The organism is Bosea sp. NBC_00550, from assembly GCF_026020075.1.
Classification (GTDB): Bacteria; Pseudomonadota; Alphaproteobacteria; order Rhizobiales; family Beijerinckiaceae; genus Allobosea.
Genome location: NZ_CP102772.1, coordinates 3,708,870 through 3,730,632, shown reverse-complemented (window position 1 = coordinate 3,730,632; position 21,763 = coordinate 3,708,870). Strand labels below are relative to the sequence as shown.

20 protein-coding genes are annotated in these 21,763 nt (G+C 66.9%); 5 read left to right on the top strand and 15 right to left on the bottom strand.

Going from position 1 to position 21,763, the window contains the following annotated elements:
- The first annotated feature begins 2 nt into the window (after positions 1-2).
- Positions 3-3,224 carry an efflux RND transporter permease subunit gene (locus NWE53_RS17890; protein WP_265050727.1) on the top strand — a complete coding sequence of 1,074 codons (3,222 nt, stop codon included), beginning with the start codon at positions 3-5 and terminating at the stop codon, positions 3,222-3,224.
- 4 nt (positions 3,225-3,228) lie between these two features.
- On the opposite strand, the gene NWE53_RS17885 is transcribed toward NWE53_RS17890, so the two are convergent.
- The 3 genes from NWE53_RS17885 to NWE53_RS17875 form a co-directional block, all read right to left on the bottom strand.
- Positions 3,229-3,903 (bottom strand): hypothetical protein, encoded by a 675-nt coding sequence (locus NWE53_RS17885; protein WP_265050726.1) that lies wholly within the window; start codon positions 3,901-3,903, stop codon positions 3,229-3,231.
- Entirely contained in the window at positions 3,900-5,012 is a 1,113-nt protein-coding gene (locus tag NWE53_RS17880) for a hypothetical protein (protein ID WP_265050725.1), read from the bottom strand. The genes NWE53_RS17885 and NWE53_RS17880 overlap by 4 nt, the downstream gene beginning before the upstream one ends.
- A 75-nt stretch (positions 5,013-5,087) precedes the next feature.
- Positions 5,088-5,591 carry a winged helix-turn-helix transcriptional regulator gene (locus NWE53_RS17875; RefSeq protein ID WP_265050724.1) on the bottom strand — a complete coding sequence of 168 codons (504 nt, stop codon included), beginning with the start codon at positions 5,589-5,591 and terminating at the stop codon, positions 5,088-5,090.
- Between the two features lie 99 nt (positions 5,592-5,690).
- Here NWE53_RS17875 and NWE53_RS17870 point away from each other — a divergent pair, with 99 nt between their 5' ends.
- A complete protein-coding gene (locus NWE53_RS17870) occupies positions 5,691-6,251 on the top strand; it encodes a dihydrofolate reductase family protein (protein ID WP_265050723.1) in 561 nt (186 codons plus the stop codon).
- Between the two features lie 14 nt (positions 6,252-6,265).
- On the opposite strand, the gene NWE53_RS17865 is transcribed toward NWE53_RS17870, so the two are convergent.
- On the bottom strand, positions 6,266-7,168 hold the full coding sequence (locus NWE53_RS17865) for a DMT family transporter (RefSeq protein WP_265050722.1): 903 nt from the start codon (positions 7,166-7,168) through the stop codon (positions 6,266-6,268).
- Between the two features lie 166 nt (positions 7,169-7,334).
- Here NWE53_RS17865 and NWE53_RS17860 point away from each other — a divergent pair, with 166 nt between their 5' ends.
- Together NWE53_RS17860 and obgE are read left to right on the top strand one after the other, a co-directional pair.
- A complete protein-coding gene (locus NWE53_RS17860; RefSeq protein WP_265050721.1) occupies positions 7,335-8,201 on the top strand; it encodes a LysR family transcriptional regulator in 867 nt (288 codons plus the stop codon).
- Positions 8,202-8,278: 77 nt separating this feature from the next.
- Positions 8,279-9,322, top strand: coding sequence for a GTPase ObgE (obgE, locus tag NWE53_RS17855; protein WP_265050720.1), 1,044 nt, complete (start codon positions 8,279-8,281; stop codon positions 9,320-9,322).
- A 167-nt stretch (positions 9,323-9,489) separates the two neighbouring features.
- Here the strand turns inward: obgE and NWE53_RS17850 are convergent, their stop codons facing one another.
- Both NWE53_RS17850 and NWE53_RS17845 read right to left on the bottom strand, forming a co-directional pair.
- On the bottom strand, positions 9,490-10,266 hold the full coding sequence (locus tag NWE53_RS17850; RefSeq protein ID WP_265050719.1) for a hypothetical protein: 777 nt from the start codon (positions 10,264-10,266) through the stop codon (positions 9,490-9,492).
- A gap of 66 nt (positions 10,267-10,332) precedes the next feature.
- Positions 10,333-11,469: a DSD1 family PLP-dependent enzyme gene (locus NWE53_RS17845; RefSeq protein ID WP_265050718.1), complete on the bottom strand. Its 1,137-nt coding sequence runs from the start codon at positions 11,467-11,469 to the stop codon at positions 10,333-10,335.
- A 121-nt stretch (positions 11,470-11,590) separates the two neighbouring features.
- Between NWE53_RS17845 and NWE53_RS17840 the strand changes: the two genes are divergently transcribed.
- Positions 11,591-13,411, top strand: a complete 1,821-nt coding sequence (locus NWE53_RS17840; protein WP_265050717.1) for an ABC transporter ATP-binding protein — start codon at positions 11,591-11,593, stop codon at positions 13,409-13,411.
- Positions 13,412-13,565: 154 nt separating this feature from the next.
- Here the strand turns inward: NWE53_RS17840 and NWE53_RS17835 are convergent, their stop codons facing one another.
- The 9 genes from NWE53_RS17835 to NWE53_RS17795 all read right to left on the bottom strand — a co-directional run bounded on the left by NWE53_RS17835 (position 13,566) and on the right by NWE53_RS17795 (position 21,754).
- On the bottom strand, positions 13,566-14,087 hold the full coding sequence (locus tag NWE53_RS17835; RefSeq protein WP_265050716.1) for a hypothetical protein: 522 nt from the start codon (positions 14,085-14,087) through the stop codon (positions 13,566-13,568).
- 12 nt (positions 14,088-14,099) lie between these two features.
- Positions 14,100-15,029: a nucleoside hydrolase gene (locus NWE53_RS17830; protein WP_265050715.1), complete on the bottom strand. Its 930-nt coding sequence runs from the start codon at positions 15,027-15,029 to the stop codon at positions 14,100-14,102.
- A 5-nt stretch (positions 15,030-15,034) separates the two neighbouring features.
- Positions 15,035-15,796: an ATP-binding cassette domain-containing protein gene (locus NWE53_RS17825; RefSeq protein WP_265050714.1), complete on the bottom strand. Its 762-nt coding sequence runs from the start codon at positions 15,794-15,796 to the stop codon at positions 15,035-15,037.
- Positions 15,797-15,933: 137 nt separating this feature from the next.
- Positions 15,934-16,890, bottom strand: coding sequence for a sugar ABC transporter substrate-binding protein (locus NWE53_RS17820; RefSeq protein WP_265050713.1), 957 nt, complete (start codon positions 16,888-16,890; stop codon positions 15,934-15,936).
- Positions 16,891-16,929: 39 nt separating this feature from the next.
- The gene (locus NWE53_RS17815; RefSeq protein ID WP_265050712.1) at positions 16,930-17,886 is read right to left on the bottom strand and encodes an ABC transporter permease; all 957 of its coding nucleotides are present in this window, start codon (positions 17,884-17,886) and stop codon (positions 16,930-16,932) included.
- A gap of 1 nt (position 17,887) precedes the next feature.
- Entirely contained in the window at positions 17,888-18,682 is a 795-nt protein-coding gene (locus tag NWE53_RS17810) for an SDR family NAD(P)-dependent oxidoreductase (protein WP_265050711.1), read from the bottom strand.
- A gap of 1 nt (position 18,683) precedes the next feature.
- The gene (locus NWE53_RS17805) at positions 18,684-19,496 is read right to left on the bottom strand and encodes a BtpA/SgcQ family protein (protein WP_265050710.1); all 813 of its coding nucleotides are present in this window, start codon (positions 19,494-19,496) and stop codon (positions 18,684-18,686) included.
- A gap of 12 nt (positions 19,497-19,508) precedes the next feature.
- A complete protein-coding gene (locus NWE53_RS17800; protein ID WP_265050709.1) occupies positions 19,509-21,038 on the bottom strand; it encodes a xylulokinase in 1,530 nt (509 codons plus the stop codon).
- The gene (locus tag NWE53_RS17795; RefSeq protein ID WP_265050708.1) at positions 21,035-21,754 is read right to left on the bottom strand and encodes a GntR family transcriptional regulator; all 720 of its coding nucleotides are present in this window, start codon (positions 21,752-21,754) and stop codon (positions 21,035-21,037) included. The genes NWE53_RS17800 and NWE53_RS17795 overlap by 4 nt, the downstream gene beginning before the upstream one ends.
- Between the last annotated feature and the right edge of the window lie 9 nt (positions 21,755-21,763).

Below are 21,763 nucleotides of genomic sequence, written 5' to 3'. Positions count from 1 at the left end.
CCATGAACGTGAATTTCTCCGCCTGGTCGATCCGAAAGCCGGTTCCGGCGATCCTGCTCTTCGTCGTGCTCTGCGTGCTCGGGCTGCTCTCCTTCTCGAAGCTGCCGGTCACGCGCTTCCCGAACATCGACGTGCCGCTGGTTTCCGTCACCGTGACGCAATCTGGCGCCGCACCGGCCGAGCTCGAAAGCCAGGTCAGCAAGCGCGTCGAGGATTCGGTCGCGAACATCACCGGCGTGAAGCATGTGATGTCGACGCTGACCGACGGGCAGTCGCAGACCATCATCGAGTTCCGGCTCGAAACCAACACGGACCGGGCCGTCAACGACGTCAAGGACGCGATCGCCAAGATCCGGGCCGATCTGCCGCGGACGATCGACGAGCCGATCATCCAGCGCATCGACGTCGAAGGCCAGTCGATCCTGACCTATGGCGCGGCCTCGGCCGGGATGACGCTGGAGCAGATTTCCTGGCATGTCGACGATGTCGTGGCGCGCGAGCTGCAGGGCCTCAAGGGCGTCGGGCGCGTCGAGCGCTATGGCGGCGTCGACCGCGAAATCCGCATCTCGCTCGATCCCGACCGGCTGCTGGCGCTCGGCATCACCGCGGGCGAGGTCAACCGCCAGATCCGCGCCACCAATGTCGATCTGGCCGGCGGGCGGGGCGAGGTCGGCGGGCAGGAGCAGGCGATCCGCACGCTGGCGGGCGCGCGCACGGTCGCCGAGCTTGCCGAAACCAAGATCACGCTGACCGGCGGGCGCGAGGTGCGCCTCAAGGAGCTCGGCCGCGTCGAGGATTCGAATTCGGAGCCGCGCGCCTTCGGCCGGCTGAACAAGAGCCCGGTCGTGACCTTCGCGGTGTTCCGCTCGAAGGGCTCCAGCGAACTCTCCGTCAAGGATGTCGTCGCGCAGCGGGTGGCGGAGCTGAACAAGCGCTTCCCCGACATCAAGATCACCCCGATCGACGATGCCGTCGCCTATACGCACGGCAACTACAAGGCGGCGATGGAGACGCTGATCGAGGGTGCCGCGCTCGCCGTCGTCGTCGTCTTCCTGTTCCTGCGCAATTGGCGCGCGACGCTGATCACGGCGATCGCCCTGCCGCTTTCGGCCATCCCCACCTTCTGGGCGATGGAGCTGATGGGCTTCTCGCTCAACCTCGTCAGCCTGCTGGGCATCACGCTGGTGACCGGCATCCTCGTCGACGACGCCATCGTCGAGATCGAGAACATCGTCCGGCACATGAAGATGGGCAAATCGCCCTATCGCGCTGCGATGGAGGCGGCCGACGAGATCGGCCTGGCTGTCATCGCGATCACGCTTACCATCGTCGCGATCTTCGCGCCGGTCTCGTTCATGGGCGGCGTCGCCGGGCAGTATTTCCGTCAGTTCGGCCTGACCGTGGCGGTTGCGGTGCTGTTCTCGCTGCTCGTCGCGCGATTGATCACGCCGATGATGGCCGCCTATCTGATGCGCCCCGTGAAGCATGCCGATCCGAAGGACGGATGGATCATGCGGGCCTATGTCGGCCTGCTGAACGGCACGCTGAAGAAGCGGCGCATCCCGTTCTTCCCGCGCTTCGACGGCTCGCGGCGCTGGCGGACGATGCCGTTCAACACCGCCTATGCGACGCTGGTGGTCGGCTTCCTCTTCCTGGTCGGCTCGATCCAGGCGACGCAATTGCTGCCGACCGGCTTCATCCCGGACGAGGACACCTCCCGCGTCGTGGCCTCGGTCGAGCTGCCGCCCGGCTCGACGCTCGAGGATACGCGCGTCACCACCGACCATCTCGTCGACGCGCTGAAGGCGATTCCCGAGGTCACCAACGTCTTCGTGCTGGGCGGGGCATCGCCGACCGGCCAGCGCGAGGTCCGCCGCGCCGCCGTCTTCATCCTGCTGAAGCCCAAGGCCGAGCGCGACATCAGGCAGAAGGAGCTCAAGGTCACGATCGCCGAGAAGCTCGCCAGCGTGCCGGATGTGCGCGCCTGGTACGTCAACGAGCGCGGCGAACGCGAGATGGCCTTCTCGATCATGTCGAAGGACGGCGATGCGCTCGATGCCGCCGTCGCCAAGATCGAGGCGCGGATGCGCCAAGTCGACGGCTATCTCAACGTCGCGACCGCTGGCTCGCTGAGCCGCCCGGAGCTGCGCGTCACGCCGAAGCTGGAGGAGGCCGCCAATCTCGGCGTCACGCCCGAAGCGATCTCGGAAGCCGTGCGCGTCGCGACGATCGGCGATGTCGGCGCCAATCTCGCCAAGTTCAACGCCGGCGACCGGCTGGTGCCGATCCGCGTGCAGCTCGAAGAAGATGCCCGCACCGATATCCGCAACATCGCCGCGCTGCGCGTGACCAACACGAGCGGCGTCTCGATTCCGCTCACCGCCGTCGCCGATATCGGCTTCGGCGAGGGGCCGAGCTCGATCGACCGCTACGATCGGGTCCGCCGGGCACAGATCGGCGCCGATCTCAAGCGCGGCTTCGAACTCGGCACGGCGCAGGAGAAGTTCCAGCAGATCGTCAAGGAGGTCGGCCTGCCGTCCGGCGTCTGGATCGCCGCAACCGGCGATGCCGAGATCCAGGGCGAGGTCGTCGAAGGCTTCATCACGGCGATGACGACCGGGCTGATGCTGGTGCTGGCCGTGCTGATCCTGCTGTTCGGGTCGGTCTTCCAGCCGATCACGATCCTGCTCTCGCTGCCACTCTCCTTCGGCGGCGTCGTGATCGCGCTGCTGGCGACCGGCAATGCCGTGTCGATGCCGGTCTATATCGGCCTGCTCATGCTGATGGGCATCGTCACCAAGAACGCGATCATGCTCGTCGATTTCGCAGTCGAGGAGGTCGGGCGCGGCAAGGACCGGCTGACGGCGCTGATCGAGGCGGGACGCAAGCGCGCGCGGCCGATCCTGATGACAACCATCGCCATGGCGGCGGGCATGTTGCCCTCGGCCTATGGCGTCGGCGACGGCGGCGAGTTTCGCGCGCCGATGGCGATCGCGGTCATCGGCGGCCTCCTCGTCTCGACGGTGCTGTCGCTCGTCTTCGTGCCATCCTTCTACATGGTGATGGACGATCTCTCTCGCGCAACGGGCTGGCTCTTCGGCCGCTTCTTCAGCAAGGCCGAGGACGAGAGCAACTGGGAGCCGATCGACGAGCACGCGGCCCCCGCGATCGCGACGGCCGAGGCGATGTCGAAGCCCGCGCCGCCGCGGCTGGCGGCGGAGTGAGGTATCAGGGCTGCGGCTGAAGTTCGAGCGGGAAGGGCGTGCGTTCGTGATGCGCGGACAATTCCCAGCGCCCTATCGAGTCCGCTTCCCAATCGTGCAACATGGCAGCCACCGCGGTGCGGTCATTGGCCAAGATCAGTGGCCGGAGATGGTCCAGAAGGGCACTCAGGACCGGCTCCATCACGCGGTGACCGCGCGGGATTTCAGTTAGAACTTCAAGGCTTGCGGCTGCAGCTTTGAAATCGCCCCGAGCGGTATGGAGCAAGGCCTTCATATGCACGAGCTCGAACGCATCTTCGAGCGGGAGTTCCGGCCCTTGACGAGGTGGGTCCTGTTCAATGGCAAAAGTTGCTAAGTTCAGGGGCCTCAGCGACGGCAAGACGTATTCTCGGATAATGCGTTCGAAATGCTGCTGAAGATTCGGCTCCGTCCAGCGGGCTAGCCAGTTCTCGTATCTGAAAACCTGGGACACCGCACGTGGGGACCCCAACGCCGGGTCAAAGCTGAGGCCGACGAACAAGGCGATGTCAAAACGATCGGCCTCACCCGTCCGATATATTCTGAGGCCGCGGGTGACATGATGGATAGGCACGAGATAAATCTCATGCCCACGGACATGAAGGTCTTTGCGCTGCCGATAGGGACGAAGAAGCTCGTCGATCTGTCGCCGCGTTGTCAAAGTCGAGGCCTCAACTCGATTACGAGAGGGCGATTCACTGATCCGCGAATGCGCATAGCGGCATCGGCGGTAATGTCCGCCTCAGAACGTGAGAGCTCGCGGCCCGTCTTGATATCGTAAAGGCAACGGGTCCCATTGATTCCTCTTTCAAAGACATCAAAACGTTTGGTTCCGGCTGTTCCATAAGGCTGCTCCCCCAATTCGCGCAATTCTTTGAAGTAGGACCGTTCTGCGACGACGGCAGGATTGTTCCAGACATCGACGCGATTCTTGAGTCGGAGATGAACGTCTGTGCCGTATTTCTGCATCGTTGAGAAATTGCTCGGCGGTCCGGCCTCGCGTGCCGCATCATCCAACATTTCCTGGATTTTTGGGAGGTAAGGGCAGGCTTGTTCGACTTCGGCACGATCAACCTTGCCGACCCATGACGTGCTGAAAGAATCGGCCTTCCCAGGTGCATAATCGTGGGCACGAAACCCTAGAACGGGTAGAGCGCCGCTGCTTTCTCCCAGGCTATTGAACCAGTCGAACAATTTGCCGGCCGCTTGCGACCGAGAACCTCCTGATCCTCCGCCGCGTCGCCATCTCGCCTCGACCACGTCTGGTCCATTTTCTCCCCAGACCGATTGGCTGACTATTTCTCCGTCTGGGCCGCCGTCGCGGATCAACTGGACCTTGTCCGTCGTTTCGAAGCTTACCGTGTTGCCATCGCGGTCGATGACGGTCTGGCGTTCGTCGAAGCCGGCGGCGCGCGAGGCGGCGTATTCCGACTGGATCGTCGTGCCCTGGCCGTCCGTGACGGCCTGCTCGAAGACCGAGCCGTCCTCGTTCCAGCCCTCGCCGAGCGAGGACCAGCCGGCATCTGCGTCGAGCGATGTGCCGTCGGGAAAATCTGGGTTTCCGCCGCCTGAACCGCCGCCACCTCCCGCGCCGCTGGTCCACTGTCCACCGCCAGGGCCGCCGGCAGGCACGCGGGGTTGGGAAGGATTGTATTTGCGAAGCCAGTGATCGCGCCGGATCAGGCCGAGTTCGTCTCGCAGGCGAAGCAAGCGCATGCGCAGGGTGCGAAGCTCGCTCCCGCGGTCAGAAAAGCGATGGTGGGCTGGCATGACGGGCTCCTGAGAGGAGCCCTATTGTCCGGTAGTCCTGGCCACCGGGGATAAGTCGGCCGGTGTCCGTGCGGCTCAGCCTGCCAGAGCCTTCCGCCGCGCCAGCGCTGCTTGATAGGCCTGCGTCAGCTCGCCGAGCACGGAGTGCTCGGGCTTGTTTGCATCGAGATGCAGGTGCCTGAGCTCCTGCATGAAGCGCTCCCACAAGGCCGGGCCGCCTTCGCTCAGGAGTTCGGCCCGGATCGAGAGTTCCTCCGTCACCGGCAGGAAGCGGCGGCCCCATTCGCCCATCGCGGCGAAGACGGGAACGAGCGCGATGCCCATCTCGGTCAGGCTGTAGATCGCCTTCTGCTTGTGGCTGGTATCGTCGCGGCGCGAGAGCAGGCCCTTCTCGACCAGTCGCTTCAGTCGATCGGCGAGGATGTTCGAGGCGATGCCCTCTTCCGATTTCGACAGGAGCTCGCGAAAATGCCGTCGATTGCCGAACATGATGTCGCGAAGGACGATCAGGCTCCAGCGATCGCCCAGGATTTCAAGTGTCAGATTGATCGGACAGCCCGAACGGCCGGTCTCGCGCATGCTCGTCTCCAAACTGATTGCAATGTAGGATCGGTTTGGATAATCATCAACCAATTGCAATTCACAACTGGTTTATCCGAGCGCGGCAGGAGAGGTGAGATGGCCAAGCTGATCGTCTGGAATCTGATGACGCTGGAGGGCTTCTTCGAAGGGCCGGAAAAATGGGATCTGGCCTTCCACAGCGATGCCTGGGGCGAGGAACTGAACGAGATGAGCAGCGAGTTCGGAGACAAGGCCGGGCTGCTCGTCTTCGGCCGGGTCACATATGAGGGCATGAAGGCCTATTGGACGAGCGCGGAGGAGGAGGGCGAGACCAAAGCCTTTATGAACAGCCTGCCGAAGCTCGTCGCCTCGCGCAGCCTGACGGGCTCGGACTGGAACAACACGACGGTGACGGCCGACATCGCCGACGAGATCGCCCGGCGCAAGGCCGTGCCGGGGAAGGATATCTATGTCTTCGGCAGCGCCGAGCTGACGGAATCGCTGCTGGCCGCCGGGCTGGTCGACGAGATCATGCTCGGGGTCGCGCCGCTCACGATCGGCCGGGGCACGCCCTTCTTCAAGCAAGGCACCGACAAGCGCGGCTTCTCGCTGATCACGGCCCGCCCGCTGAAGAACGGCACCGTGATCCTGCACTACGGCGTCAAGGCAATGGCGTAAGTAAGTCTTGCGATTTAGCCGCGCCGGACCATCAGCACGGCGGCGAGGATGGCGACGCCGCCGAAAGCCTGGACGGGCGTCGGCTGCTCGCCGAAGAGCGCCCAGGCGGCGAGCACGCTGACCAGCGCCGGCCAGACCATGACGAGCGAGGCGGCGCTCGCGCCATAGCTGCCGAGCGAGAGCGTGATCAGCCCTTGGCCGAGCGCATGCGAGACGAGGCCGAGCGCGGCGACGGCGAGCCACCCCTGCAGGCTCGACGGAATGATCTGCTCGCCGAGCGCCAGCGCTGCCGCGAGGCAGAAGACGGCGCAGACCACGCTGGAGACGAGGCTGACATATCCGGCATCCGCCCGGTCGCGGGCACGGCGCACGGCGAGGATATAGGTGGCGTAGGACATCGCCGCACCGACGGCGAGGCTGTCGCCCAGCAGATTGCCCGAAACCTGGGCGGCACCGGTGAATTTCGGCAGGACGAGCAGCAGCGCGCCGGCGATCGCGAGCATCAGCGCGCCGAGAATGCGTCGGGACGGGCGCTCGCCGAGCAGCAGCCAGCCGCCGAGCACGACGCCGACCGGGGCGAGATTGCCGAGCAGCGAGGCGTTGGCGATCGTCGTATGGCCGAGAGCGGCGTTGTAGAGCGTGACGTCGATGCCGAAGGTCAGGCCTGCCAGCGCGACCGCGCCGAAGGCGCCGCCGCGCACCTTGTCGCCCGCCGGCTTGCGCTGCTCCAGCGCCGTCCAGGCGGCGAGGACCGGCAGGGCGAACACCATGCGCCAGAATCCGGCCGCGGCGGGGCCGACATCGGCCAGTCGCACGAAGATGCCGGAGAAGCCGATGAACGTCGCGCCGGCGAGCAGCGTAAGGAACATCGCGAGCGCGGGCGAGGCAGGCCGGACGGAAATGGCGGGAGCTGACATGGTGTTTCTGACTGATGTTGAAGCCAGCTTCGGTCGCGACGATGCGGCGGGGCTGAGCCTCGTTCAGGCGTGGATATAGGGCGCTTCCTTCCATCGGAAAAACGGATTATTCTGATTTAACCATTCTTAAAATCGATCGAAGGCCCTCGTTCCAGGGAGGCACGTCATGACCGTTCATTTCGACCTTGCCGCGCTCGGCATGCTGGTGGCCGTGGCCGAAACCGGCGGCTTCACCGCCGCGAGCGCCAGGCTCGGCCGCACCCAGTCGGCGATCTCGGTCCGGATCCAGGATCTTGAGAACCAGCTCGGCCACAAGCTGCTGGAGCGCTCCCGGCGCGGCGTCACGCCGACCGATGCCGGCGAACGGCTGATCGCCCATGCGCGGCGCCTGCTTGCAGTGGAGCGCGAGGCGCTGGCCGATCTCAGTGGCGACACCCCGTCCGGCCGGCTGCGCATCGGCATTCCCGACGACTACATGGATGCCTATCTCAGGCCGCTGATCGCGCGTTTCGCCGCCGAGCATCCGAAGGTCGAGCTCGAAGTGCGCTGCGATCTGTCGAAGCGCATCGAGCCGGCGCTGCTGGCCGGAGAATTCGACATCGCCGTGGTCACGCAGGATCCGAACAAGCCGATGGGCGAGATGCTGCGGCGCGAGCCGCTGGTCTGGGTGGCGGCGCGCGGCCACCGGCCGGAACTACAGGAGACTCTGCCGCTCGCGCTCTTTGCCGAGGGATGCCGGGCGCGGCCGCGCATCCTTGCTGCGCTCAACACGGCCGGCAAGGCGCATCGGCTCGTCTTTTCCTGCTCGCATACGTCGGGCGTGCTGTCGGCAGTGGAAGCCGGCTTCTGCGTGGCGGCGATCACCGAAAGCGCGATGCCGCCCTCGCTCCGCCGGCTCGGCCCGGCCGAGGGCCTGCCGCCCCTGTTCGAGCTCTCCGTCGGGCTGATCATGGCGCCGCATCCCGATCTCGCGGCGCGGCGCTTCGCCGACGCGCTTCGCGAGGAAATGAGCATGCTGCGGCTTGCGGCTTGACACCATTCCTCCTGACGCGAGGGGCGAGAAGGAAAGGCGGCATTGCCCTTTCCTTCTGTCATCACTACTGAAACGGCATGAAATTCCTCGACCAAGCCAAGATCTATGTGAAGGCCGGTGACGGCGGCGCGGGCTGCGTCTCCTTCCGCCGCGAAAAGTTCATCGAATTCGGCGGGCCCAATGGCGGCGACGGCGGGCGCGGCGGCGATATCGTCGTCGAATGCGTGCAGGGGCTGAACACGCTGATCGATTTCCGCTTCCAGCAGCATTTCAAGGCGAAGATCGGCGAGCACGGCATGGGCAAGGACCGCCATGGCGCGAATTCGCAGGCGATCGTGCTGAAGGTGCCGCCGGGCACCGAGATCCTCGAAGAGGACGGCGAGACCAAGATCGCGGACCTGACCGAGCCGGGCCAGCGCTTCGTGCTGTGCAAGGGCGGCAATGGCGGCTTCGGCAATGCCTATTTCAAGACCTCGACGAACCAGGCGCCGCGCCACGCCAATCCCGGCCTGCCCGGCGAGGAGCGCTGGGTCTGGCTGAGGCTGAAGCTGATCGCCGATGCCGGGCTCGTCGGCCTGCCCAACGCCGGCAAGTCGACATTCCTGGCCACCGTTACGGCGGCGAAGCCCAAGATCGCCGATTATCCCTTCACCACGCTCCACCCCGGCCTCGGCGTCGTGCGGGTCGACGGGCGCGAGATGGTGCTGGCCGACATTCCCGGACTGATCGAGGGCGCGCATGAGGGGCATGGCCTCGGCGACCGCTTCCTCGGCCATATCGAACGCTGCCGCGTGCTGCTGCATCTGGTCGAGGGCACGAGCGAACACGCCGGCAAGGCCTATAAGACCGTTCGCGAAGAGCTCGAGGCCTATGGCGAGGGCTTGGCCGACAAGCCGGAGATCGTCGCGCTCTCCAAGGTCGACGCGCTGACGCCGGAGCTGCTCAAGGAGCAGGTCGCGCGGCTGAAGCGGGCGGCGAAGCGCATGCCGATCATCCTGTCATCCGCCTCGGGCGAGGGCGTCGATGCGTCGTTGCGGGCGCTCTTCGCCATCGTCGAGGAGGCGCGCCGCCAGGAGGAGCGCGAGAGCGCTCCTGTCGAGGAAACCGGTTGGCGGCCGTAAGGTCTAGTATCCTGTGGAACCGCCTCGTCATCCCGGACAAGCCGCGTCAGCGGCGCTGATCCGGGATCCATCATAGAGCTCCGGTGTCCTTCGATGGATTCCGGGTCAAGCCCGGGATGACGGCGCGGTTTCGCATGCATCCTGAAAGCGTCGGACGACAGCGCACTCTAGCGGAAATCCGGCCAGGCGCCGACGCGGTGTATGCTCTCGCGGTCGCGAGCCGCTTCGCCGAAGGGCGCGACGGGCCAGTCCCAGCTTTCGTCCGGCGCAGGCAGTTCGACGCCACGCGTCAGATCGAGCCGGTCGACGATCGCGCCTGAGCGATCGCGCTCGATCATGTCGACATCGCTCAGCAGGATTACGCGGCTGCGGAAGCGGCCGAGATCGGCGAGGTGCCAGGCGATGCAGCGTGCCGGCAGATCGGGTGGCAGCGTCTCCGCACGGTCAGGGTTGTCGGCAAGCCAGTCCTCGATCGGCCAGGCGAGCTGCGACAGCAGATTGGCTGATACGACGAGGTCCAGCTCCGGATCGGCGACAAGGTCGACCAGCGGATCGCTGCGGCCGTCGCTCTCGCCGGCGAGCCAGCCCACGATGCCGGTCAGGTCGCGGGTCAGCAGCGTGACGTTGCGCCGGAAGCGCATGCGAAGCCGGATTTGCGGGAGATGGACGGCATCGACCAGCAGCACACGCTCGAAATTCGCGCAAAGCAGGCCGAGCGGGATGTCGCGCAGCAGGCCGGAGCCGAGGATGACGGCGGTCCGTCGCGCGGGCAGCTCGGCCACGGCTTGCGCCACTACGGCCCGGCAGCGAGTGTGATGTTCGGCCCAGGCGCGGCGCTGCCGGAGGCCGCGCGACCAGAGCGCGACGCTCTCGGTCACCAGGCCGAGCTTGCGCGTCATCCGCGCGGCCGGCGTCGCCAGCCGCAGGGCGAGTTCCGCGAGCATGGCTATGCGCTTGCGTTTCGCATCGGCCGCTTCCGAAAACCGGTTCCCACTTTGCGGGCCGATGCGTCAGGTCAGGGCGCCGCGCGCCGCCACCGGCCAGAGCGCCTCGACATGGGCGTCCGGCCCGTGCAGGCCGCGCACGCAGACATACCAGTCGTGCAGGTTGACCGTCGGGTCGCAATGGCCGGGCACGAGCAGCAGCCGGTCGCCGCGATGGGGCAGCGCGATCGGATCGCCGGTCAGGATGCCGTGCTCGTCCGAGGGCTTGGTGTAGACGACGCCGTCGCGGCGGAATGGCGTCGGCATGCCGGAATCGATGGCGGCGGCCTTGTGGCCGGCATCGACGATGGCGCGGTCCGGCACCGGCTTGCTCATCACCCCGGCGAGGATGAAGAGCGCATGTTCGAAGCTGCGGAAGGGCGTGCCGTCGGCCTGGCGGTTGCGGGCGTAATCCGCGTCCATGAAAATGTAGGAACCGGCCTGGATCTCGTTCCAGATGCCGGATTGCGTCTCCAGCTCATGCGTGCCGGTGCCGGCGCCGCTGACGATCTCGCAGTTCAGCCCGGCATGGGCGAGCCGCTCGACGGTGTTGCGCGCGGCGAGCCCCGATCGCTCGATCGCCTCGCGCCGCTCGTCGATGGAGCGCATATGCTGGGCGGAGCCATGATAGGCCTGGATGCCGGCGAAGCGCAGCGTGTTGGAGCGGGCGATCGCTTCCGCGAGCCTGACGGCGCCTTCGCCGGGGGCGACGCCGCAGCGCCGGCCGCCGACGTCGATCTCGACATAGACGTCGAGCGTGACATCCTGCCGGGCTGCCGCCTCCGCCGCCTCGCGCACGCCGTCGGGGTGATCGACGCAGAGGCCCACGCGGGCGCTGCGGGCCAGCCGGGCCAGCCGGTCGAGCTTGGCCGGGCTCGCGATCTCGTTGGTCACCAGCACGTCGCCGACGCCGCCCGCGACCAGGATTTCGGCTTCCGAGACCTTCTGGCAGCATTGCCCCACCGCCCCGTTCGCGATCTGGCGCAGGGCGATCTCGGGGCTCTTATGGGTCTTCGAATGGGGCCGAAGCCGGACGCCGTGCGCCTGGGTGAAGGCTGCCATGGCAACGAGGTTGCGCTCGAAGGCATCGAGATCGAGGACGAGGGACGGCGTTTCGATTTCGGCGAGGCTTTGGCCGGGCTGGGCCGGCGGCGATAGCGGCATGGAGTCTCCTGAATCGGTTGTGGCCATGGGAAGACAGCTTCGTGTCCGTAGCAAGGCCTCCGGCCTCGATGCGGGCATGCGCCCGGTGGCGCTTGCCGTCCTGCCGTGATAGGCGCGGCCCATGAAGATCGGACGCGTTACCGACGATACCCTCGCGCTCTTCGCCCGTGTCTGGCGCGAGCAGATCAAATCCTACCTGCCACAGATGGCAATGATCCTCGCGCTCGTGGTGATCATCGCCGCGACGACGAGCTTCTATCCGCTCCTGATCAAGGCGGCCTTCGACGCTTTCGCCGATCCGCTGACGGCCGAATCGACCGGCTTCGTCAGGCGCATGGAGCGGCTGGTCTCGAAGTCGATCAACTACGAGATCGGCGTGGTGAACGCGATCGCGACGGTGGTCGTCATCGTCACCGCCATCAAGGGCTTCTCGCTGCTCGCCCAGACGGTGATGACCAACAATGTCGTCAGCCGCATCGAAGCCGACATGCAGACCGCGCTCTATGGCCATCTGATCGATGCCGACCTCGCGCAGCTCCAGAAAGAGAACCCAGCCTCGCTGACCCAACGCTTCACGACCGACTTTACTTTCGTGAAGGAGGCGCTGACGCGGATCGTGAACATCGCCATCCGCGACGTGGTGACGGCGATCGCGCTCGTCGGCGCGCTGTTCTGGATTGACTGGCAGATGACGCTGGTGGTCCTGCTGATCGCGCCGGTGGTGGCTCATCCGATCGGCCGGATCGGTCGCAAGCTCAGGCGCATGGCGAGTTCGCAGCAGGAGCAGACCGGCATCATGGCAAGCCTCGTCACCGAGAGCCTGCAGGGAGCCCGCGTCGCCAAGACGGATTCGCTCGAACCCTATCTGAAGCAGCGTGCGGGCAGCGCCTTCGAGACCATCAGGACCCTGAAGATGAAGGCCGCCAATGCGCGCGGCCGTCTCGATCCGCTGCTCGAGGTCGGCGGCGGCATCGCGGTCGCGGGCGTGCTCGCCGCGATCGGGGTGCGCATCACTTCGGGTTCATCGACTGTGGGCGATTTCACCGGTTATGTCTCGGCACTGCTGCTCGCGGCGCAGCCGATGCGTTCGCTGGGCAACCTCAACGCCATCGTCCAGGAAGCCGGCGCCTCTCTGAAGCGCTATTACGCGCTAATCGACGAGAAGCCGCAGATCGTCGAAAGACCGGGCGCCAAGCCCCTGGCGATCAAGACCGGCGAAGTCGCCTTCCGGCATCTGCGCTTCCGTTATCGCGAGGATCAGCGCGCGCTGGAGGGTATCGAACTCGTCGCCCAGGGCGGCAAGATGACGGCACTGGTCGGCCGCTCCGGCTCGGGCAAGTCGACCTTGCTCGCTTTGGTGCCGCGCCTCTACGATCCGAGCGGGGGACGCATCGAGATCGACGGTCAGGACCTGCGCAATGTGACACTCGAGAGCCTCCGCCATCGGATCGGCGTGGTCAGCCAGGACGTGGTGCTGTTCGACGACACGGTGCGCGCCAACATCGCCTTCGGCCGCCCCGATGCCACACAGGAGGAGATCGTCGCCGCCGCCCAGGCCGCGGCCGCACATGACTTCATCATGGCGATGCCGGGCGGCTACGGCGCCTCGGTCGGCGAGCGCGGCCACAAGCTCTCCGGCGGCGAACGCCAGCGCATCGCCATCGCACGCGCCATCCTAAAGGATGCGCCGATTCTGCTGCTCGACGAAGCCACGAGCGCGCTCGACACCGAATCCGAACGCCTCGTCCAGCAGGCGCTGGCGAAGCTGATGAAGGGGCGCACCACCATCGTCATCGCGCACCGGCTCTCGACCATTCGCGAGGCCGACCTGATCGTCGTGATGGACGAGGGCAAGGTCGTCGAGACCGGCAGCCATGACGAGCTTCTGGCCCGCGACGGAGCCTATGCCCGGCTGTACAGGATGCAGTTCCTGGAGAGCTGAGCACCGGGCTCGCTGTTCTGTCGCGGAAATACGCGGTCATCCCGGGCTTGACCCGGGATCCATACTGGAGCGTTTCCGAGCAAGGTTCAGGCATGGATCCCGGCTCCGCGCTTCGCTCCGGCCGGGATGACCCGCGCTTCCGTGAGAACGCAGCCTACTTGCAGAACTCGGCGCAGCCGGCTTCCCAGAATGCTTTGCCGGATTCAAGCGGGGGGATCGAGGGGCGCGGCTTGCGGCCGGGCAGATCGTCCGGGACCGGCTTCACCAGCTCCCACCAGCCATGAGCGCATTGCGAGCGGAAGGCCATCTGGTCAGAGATCGAGGTGCCTTCTTGTTCGAGGGCGGCGTCGAGCGTGGCGCAGGTTTCGCGCAAGCGCGTGTCATGCGCCTCGCCGGGATCGTTGGCGTAGTCATGGAAGGCCTCGGTGAAGGCCTCCATCTCGCGGGCGATGTGCGGCCACTCGGCGCGGCCGAGGTTCCAGGCGTCCATCCATTCGCGCACGACGGTCTCGACGGCTTCCGCCTTCGGCTTGTCCCTGACCTTGCGGGCGGTGGTCAGCATGTGCCGCATCAGCTCGGCGCGGGCATGGGCGTGGCGTGCCCGCAATGCGGCCTCCTGCATCTGCGCGATGGCCTCGGTGGCCTCCAGTTGCAGCGCTTCGACGAAATGCGGCATGGCTTTTAACTCTCAGGGCAAGGTGGCGAGGCGCTCGATCAGGCGCTCGAACAGCTCATGGGCCTTCACGGCCGAGACGACATGGGCGTTGGGCACCTGTTTCAGCCGTCCGTTCCAGTCGATCGTGGTGCGGCCGCGCAAGGGGTTATCGCCGGTCTCGACCGTGACGAAGCAATCACGCCCGTCGAACAGCTCCGGCCAGAGCAGAAAGGCGATGACACAGGGGTCGTGCATCGGATGGCCGTCGGAGCCGAGTCCGCCGGGGCGTGGGCGGTCGAGCATCCCGTGTATCGCCGTGCCCGTTCTGGTGCCGAGCGTGCCGATGCACGCGATCTGCGCGTGGCTGGCAATAGCCTGGAGCGTGACGCCGAGGCCGAACATCACGATCGGGCGGCCGCAGCCGAAGACGACCGCGGCGGCGTGCGGATCGACATAGGTGTTGAACTCGGCCGCGGGCGTGATGTTGCCGAGCCCGATGGCGCCGCCCATCACCACGATGCGCTTCACCTTCGGTAGGATGTCCGGCGCGAGCCGGAAGGCGAGCGCCAGATTGGTCAGCGGCCCGAGCGGGCAGAGCGTGATTCCACCCTCCGGGGCCGCACGGCAGATGTCGATGATCGTCTGCACGGCATGGCCGGGTGCGGCTTCGCTTGCAGGCGCAGGAAGCCCCGCCCCCGCGAGCCCATCCGGACCGCAGACGAATTCGGCCGTTTCAAGCGGGAAGACGAGGGGGCCTTCGGCGCCGCGATGGACGGGGATGTCGGCGCGTTCGCCCAGGTCGCGGATGCGCAGCGCATTCGCCGTGGTCTGAGCGACCGGGACGTTGCCGGCGACCGTCGTTATCGCCTTGACATCGAGCTGATCCCGGCTGGCGAAGGCGAGCAGCAGCGCGACGGCGTCGTCCTGCCCCGGATCGGTATCGACGATGATCGTCTCGCGCATGGTTGTCAGGCCGCCTTGGCGTTGCCGGCCATGATCAGATGGGCGATGTCGTCGGCGGTGAGGTCCCCAAGCGGGCGGTCGACGTATTTGCGCCCGGCGCCCATGATGATGACGCGGTCGGCCAGCGCCACGACATCGCGCATGTTGTGGCTGATCAGGATGACGGTGCGCCCGTCGGCCTTGAGCTTGCGGATGAGGTCGAGCACGAGCGCGCTCTCCTTGACGCCGAGTGCGGCGGTCGGCTCGTCCATGATGATGATCTCGGCGTTCCAGCGCAGGGCGCGGGAGATCGCGACGGCCTGACGCTGGCCGCCGGAGAGCCGCTCGACGGGGCGGGTCATGTCTGTGACGGCGGCGGAGAGCTGCGACAGGTAGCGCTGCGATTCCGCGATCATCCGCTTCTTGTCGAGGATGCGCAGGAAGGGCAGCAGCACCGGCTTGGTCAGCTCCGAGCCCATGAAGACGTTCTGGGCGATGGAGAGGCGCGGGGCCAGCGCTAGGTCCTGATAGATCGTCGCGACCCCGTTCTCGAGCGCATCATGCGGCGAGGCGAAGGTGACGGGCTTGCCGCGCAGGCTGATCGTGCCGGCCGTCGCCTCCTCCGCGCCGGAGATCACCTTGATCAGGCTCGACTTGCCGGCACCGTTGTCGCCGCACAAGGCCACGACCTCGCCAGGGAAGATGTCGAGATCAACGTCGCTGACAGCGACGACCGGGCCGTAGCTCTTGCCGATGCCGCGCAGCGAGAGGAGGGGGGTGGGGGTCATGGATGGATCATCCGGGGATTGCGGAACGGCTTGCCGTCATTCCCGGGCGAAGCAGGCTTCGACCCGGGAATCTCAGGACGAGAGGGCGCAGGTTTCCGAGATGCTCGAGGCAAGCCCGAGCATGACGGTTCGCGTCCTTACTTCTTCAGAAACTGCTGGACGTTGTTCTTGTCGACCAGCACGGCTTCCGTGAAGAGATAGGGGCCCGACGCGATGGTCTCCTTCGGCTTCTTCTCGACGACGATCGCCTGGATCGCGTCGACGGCCTGCTTGCCCATCTCCTCGAACGGGATCGCGACCGTGGCGACGAAAGTCGAGGCGGGATCGGCGATGCGCTCGTAGCTCTCCTTGCCGCCATCGACCGAGATCAGCGGGATCTGGCCCTTCTTCACGCCCTGCGCCTGCAGCAGGTCGTCGATAATGTAGGCCTGTCCGTCGAAGGATGCCCAGATGCCGTTGATCTTGCCCTGGTTCTGCAGCAGCAGCGCCTGCATGCCGGCGCGGACGTCGTCGCGCCAGCTTTGGGTGCGCGCCATGGAGAATTTGCCGAGCTCCTTCACCGCCTGGTTCTCGGCGAGGACGGCGTCGAGCAGGCGGCCGCGGATGCGCGAGGCGACGTTGAGGTCGAAGCGGGCGCTGACGATGTTGCCCAGATAGCCGAGCTGGCCGAGCAGATAGAGCGCGGCCTCGGCTCCGACCTTGTATTCGTTGGTCTGGATGTCGAAGAGCGCGTGCGGGCTCGAACCGGACTGGACCGTGATGACGGGGATCTTGGCGTCCTTGGCCGCCTTGAACTGGGCGTCGGCCTCGACCGGCTTGCCCATGGCGATGATGATGGCGTCGACCTTCTTGGCGATCAGCGCGTCGAACTGCTCGGCGTGCTTCGGCAGCGCGCCTTCCGAGTTCAGCAGCGTGACGCCCCAGCCCTTGGCCTTGGCGGCGGCCGCGGCGGCGTTGGCGACGCGGGCATGCGTCTCCGACGAGAACTGGAAGCCGATGATGCCGACCTCGAAGGCCCCGGCCGGTTGCCCGAGCGCGACGAGCGCGGCGGCGGCCAGCATGTTCCTCAAACCAAGCCCACTCTTGCCGAACATCGAAACCACTCCCCTCGTTATGGATCATTTATATCCGCACTAGACCTTGAACGCCGCCTTCTTCATCGCGCTGGCCGAGAAGGCGACCGAGCCGATGATGATCGCGCCGAGCACGATGTCCTGAATGTAATAGGGCGCGCCGAGCAGCACCAAGCCGTTGCCGAGCACCTTGAGCACCAGCGCCGCGAAGACCGTGCCCGGGATGTTGGGCTTGCCCGGATCGAACATGGTCATGCCGAGCAGAACGGCGGCGATGGCGTAGAGCAGGTAGTCGCCGGCCATGTTCGGCGCCGCCGAGGACAGGTTGGCGGCTAGCAGCACGGCCATGATGCTGGCGAAGACCCCGGCGAGCAGCAGGCCGATGCGCTTCATCCGCGCCGTCGCGATGCCGGCGAGCCGTGCGGCTTCATCGGCCTCGCCGGTCGCGACCATATGGGCGCCAGTCCTGGTCCATTTAACGAGCCCCCAGGCGAAGAGCGTGGCGCCGGCCATCCAGAGCACGAGATTTGGGATGCCGAAGGTATAGCCGCGCGCCAGCCCGGTGAAGCCGACCGGCCAGCGCCCGACGAAGGCGACGCCCTGGGTGATCATGAAGGCGAGGCCCTTGGCGATCGCGGCAGTGCCGAGCGTCATGATCAGCGAGGGGATGCGCAGCACGGTGACGCCGTAGCCGTTGAGCGAGCCGAGCACGATGCCGACGCCGAGCGCCGCCGCGACGGCGACGATGGGCGGATATTGCAACTGCACCAGCCAGCCGCAGACGACGGCGGCCAGGCTCGCCATCTCCGCCACGGAGAGATCGAGCTCCGCCACGGTGAAGGCGAGCGCGAAGCCGAGTGCCAGGATGGCGAGGAAGCTCGTATCCTTCAGCACGTTGATGATGTTGGTGGCGCTGGCGAAGTTCGGCGCGAAGATCAGGAAGAACAGGATCAGGGCCAGCCCGGCGAGAGCCGTGCCATAGCGCCCGATCACCTCACGCGGGTCGATGCGGCCCAATTCAGGCCCCCTTCGCGATGGTGGAGATCGGCGAGAGAATCTCGATGCCGCCGGTGATCGGGATCAGCGCCCCGGTGACGAAGGCGGCGCCCGGCGAGAGCAGGAAAGCGATCACGTTGGCGACATCCTCGGGCCGTCCCAATCTCCCCAGCGGCGTGCGCAACGCCGCGCCCTCGACCAGCGCGTTGAACTGCTGGGCGAATCCGTTCCTCACCATTGGCGTATCGATGATGCCGGGCGCAACTGCATTCACGCGGATGCCATGCCGGCCGAGCTGCTGGGCCATGCCGTAGGTCAGCGTCGCGACGCCACCCTTGGCCGAGCCATAGGCGAGATTAGCGCCGCCATTGGCATGAGCGATCGAGGAGATGTGGACGATGGCGCCGCCTTCGGCCTGATCGATCATCTGCCGCGCGGCGGCCTTCGAGATGCGGAAGACGGCCGAGAGGTTGATGTCGACGAGCTTGTCCCACTCGTCATCCTCCATCTCGACCAATGGCACCGGGCGCGAGGCGCCGGCACCCGTGACGAGATGGTCGAGCCGGCCGAAGCGGGAGGTGGCGAGATCGACGGCGGCCTGCGCAAAGTCGCGCTCGCGGACATCGCCGGCCAGCGTCGCCGCTTCGCCTCCTGCGGCCGCGACCTCCGCGGCCACAGCGTCGAGCCCGCCCGGATCGAGCCCGCAGAGCACGAGGCGATGGCCTGCCGCTGCAAGCGCCAAGGCAAGCGCCGAGCCGATGCCGCCGGAGGCGCCGGTGACGAGGGTGACGGGCTTTGCGGGTGCGGGCCTGTCCATCTCAGGCGGCCTTGCGGGCTTCATAGGCGCGCACCAGCGCCTCGGCGCGCTTCGGGTCGACCGGATTCAGGGTCTGGCGGTCCTTCTTGATCGAGGTGCCGATGATGAAGATCTCGGCGACCTCCGCGAGCCGTGCGATATTCTCCTCGGCGACGCCGGTGCCGACCGCGACGGGCGTGTCCGAGACCTGCTTCGCGACGCGCTCGATCACCGCGATATCGGCCTCCTTGCCGGCAGCGGGCCCGCCGACGCAGACGATATCCGCAAGCCCGATGAAGACCGCGCCGGAGGCGAGCTGCTCGACCGGGCGATTGTCGAGATTGATCGAGAAGCCCGGCGTGACGTTGCAGATGATGCGGATGTTCTCGGCGCCGAGATTGGCGCGCAGGCGCAGGGCGCGGGCGCCATCCGGCGTCATCATGCCGATGTCGCCGGCGAGCAGCCCGGTCAGGAAGGCGCGCACGAAGCGCCCGCCGGTGGCATGGGCGACGGCGATGGAGGCTGGCGGGTCGATCAGCATGTTGACGCCGTGCGGCAGCTTCGTCCGCGCCTGGCATTCGGCGATCACCTCGGTCATCGCCGCGACGACCTCGACCGGCATGTTCGACTCATAGGGCATATCGGATTCATTGGTGTAGAGCAGAGCGTGGAAGCCGGCCTCCTCCAGGATCCTGGCTTCTTCCTTCGCCTGGTTGACGATCTTCCGCATGCCGCCGCTGCGGTCGTAGAGCGGCGTACCGGGCAAGGCGAGCGTATGGACGCAGCCGACCAGTAGGTGGTCGCGGCCATATTCGGTCTGAACGAGGGTCTTCATGGCGTCGGGTCCTTACGGAAGCGATGGCGGGGTATGGATGCCGGGCAGGCTGCCGGCGCTGCGCGAGAGCCCGGCGAGATCGGCCGAGACGGGAGCGAGCGCGGCCTCGGCGCGGCGGAAGACGGAAAAGAGCGCGTCGTAGGCGTCGCGGCGGGCGGGGCTCGGCTCATAGCGGCGGGCGGGAGCGACGAGTGTCTCTTGCGCCACCGCGAGCGAGGGGAAGCGGCCGAGGCCGGTCCAGGCGATGATGGCGGCGCCGAGCAGGCCGGGTTCCTTCGCCGCGCCGACCACGACCGGGCGGTTGCAGATATCCGCCTTGATCTGCGCCCAGACCGGATTGGAAGCGGCACCGCCGCCGAAGCGGATTTCGCCGACCGGGCCGCCGAGTGCGGCCTCGGCCCGTTCGAGCACGATGCGGTTGAGGAAGGCGACGCCCTCCAGCACGGCGTAAGCGAGATCGGTCGCACCGTGCTGGCGGCCGAGGCCGAGGAAGGCGCCGCGTAAAGCCGGATTCCAATAGGGTACGCGCTCACCCTGGAGATAGGGCAGGAAGACGAGCGGCTGCGGATGCCGGCGCCCGGCGAGGAGCTTGCCGATGCCGTCGCCGACGCTGGCGAAACCGCGTTCTGTGCCGTGGAGCAGCGAGACCAGCCAAGCGGCGGTATCGGCACCGTTCTGGCTGGGGCCGCCAAGCTGCCAGAGGCCGCGCCAGTCAACCGTCAGCAGGCCTTCCGCGGCAGCGGCGTTCTCGCCGACGACGCCGAGGACTTCGGTGGTGCCGGAGATGTTGTAGGCGAATCCGGCCCGCATCGCGCCGAGCCCGGTGACGGCGACCCATGTGTCGCTCGACGAGCAGAAGACGGGGACGCCCGCCAGCCGGCCGAGCGCACCCGGCAGACCGGGCTGAACCGGTGCCAGCACCGCACAGGGCTCCAGCACTGGCGGGATGACGGAGGCCGTCAGCCCGATGGCCGCAAGGGGGGCGCCGCTTTCCGTCCCTTCGGTGCAGGCCATGAGCCGGGCCATCGAGACGGGGTCTCCCCCTTGCTTGCCGGTGAGGCGGAAATTGAGCCAATCCTTCGGCTCCAGCACGCTGGCCAGGGCTCTGAAGCACGCGCTTTCTTCCTCGGCCAGCCAGGCGAGGCGAGCCAGCGGGTGGAAGGCGTTGATGCGCTCGGCCTCGGGATGGCTGCCGAGCCGGCCACGCAGCCGCGCCGCCGCGGCTTCCGAACGGGTATCTTTCCAGGTGATGGCCGGCCGGAGCTGGCGCCCGTCACGGCCGAGGAAGACCTGTGTGCGCGTGACGCCGCAGATGGCGATGCCCTCGACCGCGCCGAACAGCTCCGGTTCGGCCTCGGCGAGTTGGTCGGCCGCTTCGCTGAAGATCGTCCACCAGGCTTCGGCATCGACCTCCGACCAGCCCATGCGGTCGATCAGCGTCGGGCCGATGATGACGCTTTCCGCAAGCGTACGGCCCTGCGCGTCGACGAGCGCGGCGCGGAAGCTGGTGCCGCCGAGGTCGCAGGCAAGAACCACACTCATGATGCGGCGCTCCCGACCTGCCGGCGGATGGTGAAGCGGTAGATGTCGCCGCGGATCAGGTTGTCGCTGACCTCGACGACGGCTCCGATCCCATCGCGGGCGACGCGCTGCGAGCGGAAGATCGCCGTGCCGGCGGGGATGCCGAGATGGCCGGCATCCTCGACGCCCGCAGCGAGGGGCTCCAGCGTTTCCTCGACCGTGGCGACATGGATGCCGCGGCATTCGGCGAGATAGCGATAGAGCGAGGCGTTCATCAGCGCGTCCGCCTTCGCCTCGCCGAGCACGGCGGCACCGAGGCGCGAGCGCTGCAGCACGGCCGGCTGATCGTCGAGGCTGCGCAGGCGCAGGAGCTCGACGATGCCGTCTTTGGCGATATCGCCGCCGAACAGCGCGAATTCGGCCGGCGTCGCCCCGCGGGAGGTTAGAGCGAGAACCTGCGTCTTCGGCACGCGGCCCGCCATGCGGGCCTCGCTGTGGAAGTCGACGATGCTGCCGAGATGCTTGGTGATGTGGCGCGGCCGGTAGAAGGTGCCCTTGCCCTGCCGGCGCTCGATCAGCCCCTGGTCCTGCAATTGCTTCAGTGCCGCGCGGATCGTCGTGCGGCTGGCGCCGTAGCGTTCGCAGAGCTCATGCTCCGAGGGAATCGCCCGGGCAGCGTCCCCCCCGGCCGCAAGGCCGAGTTCGAGACTGTGGGCGATCTCCTGATAGCGAACCATGCGACACTC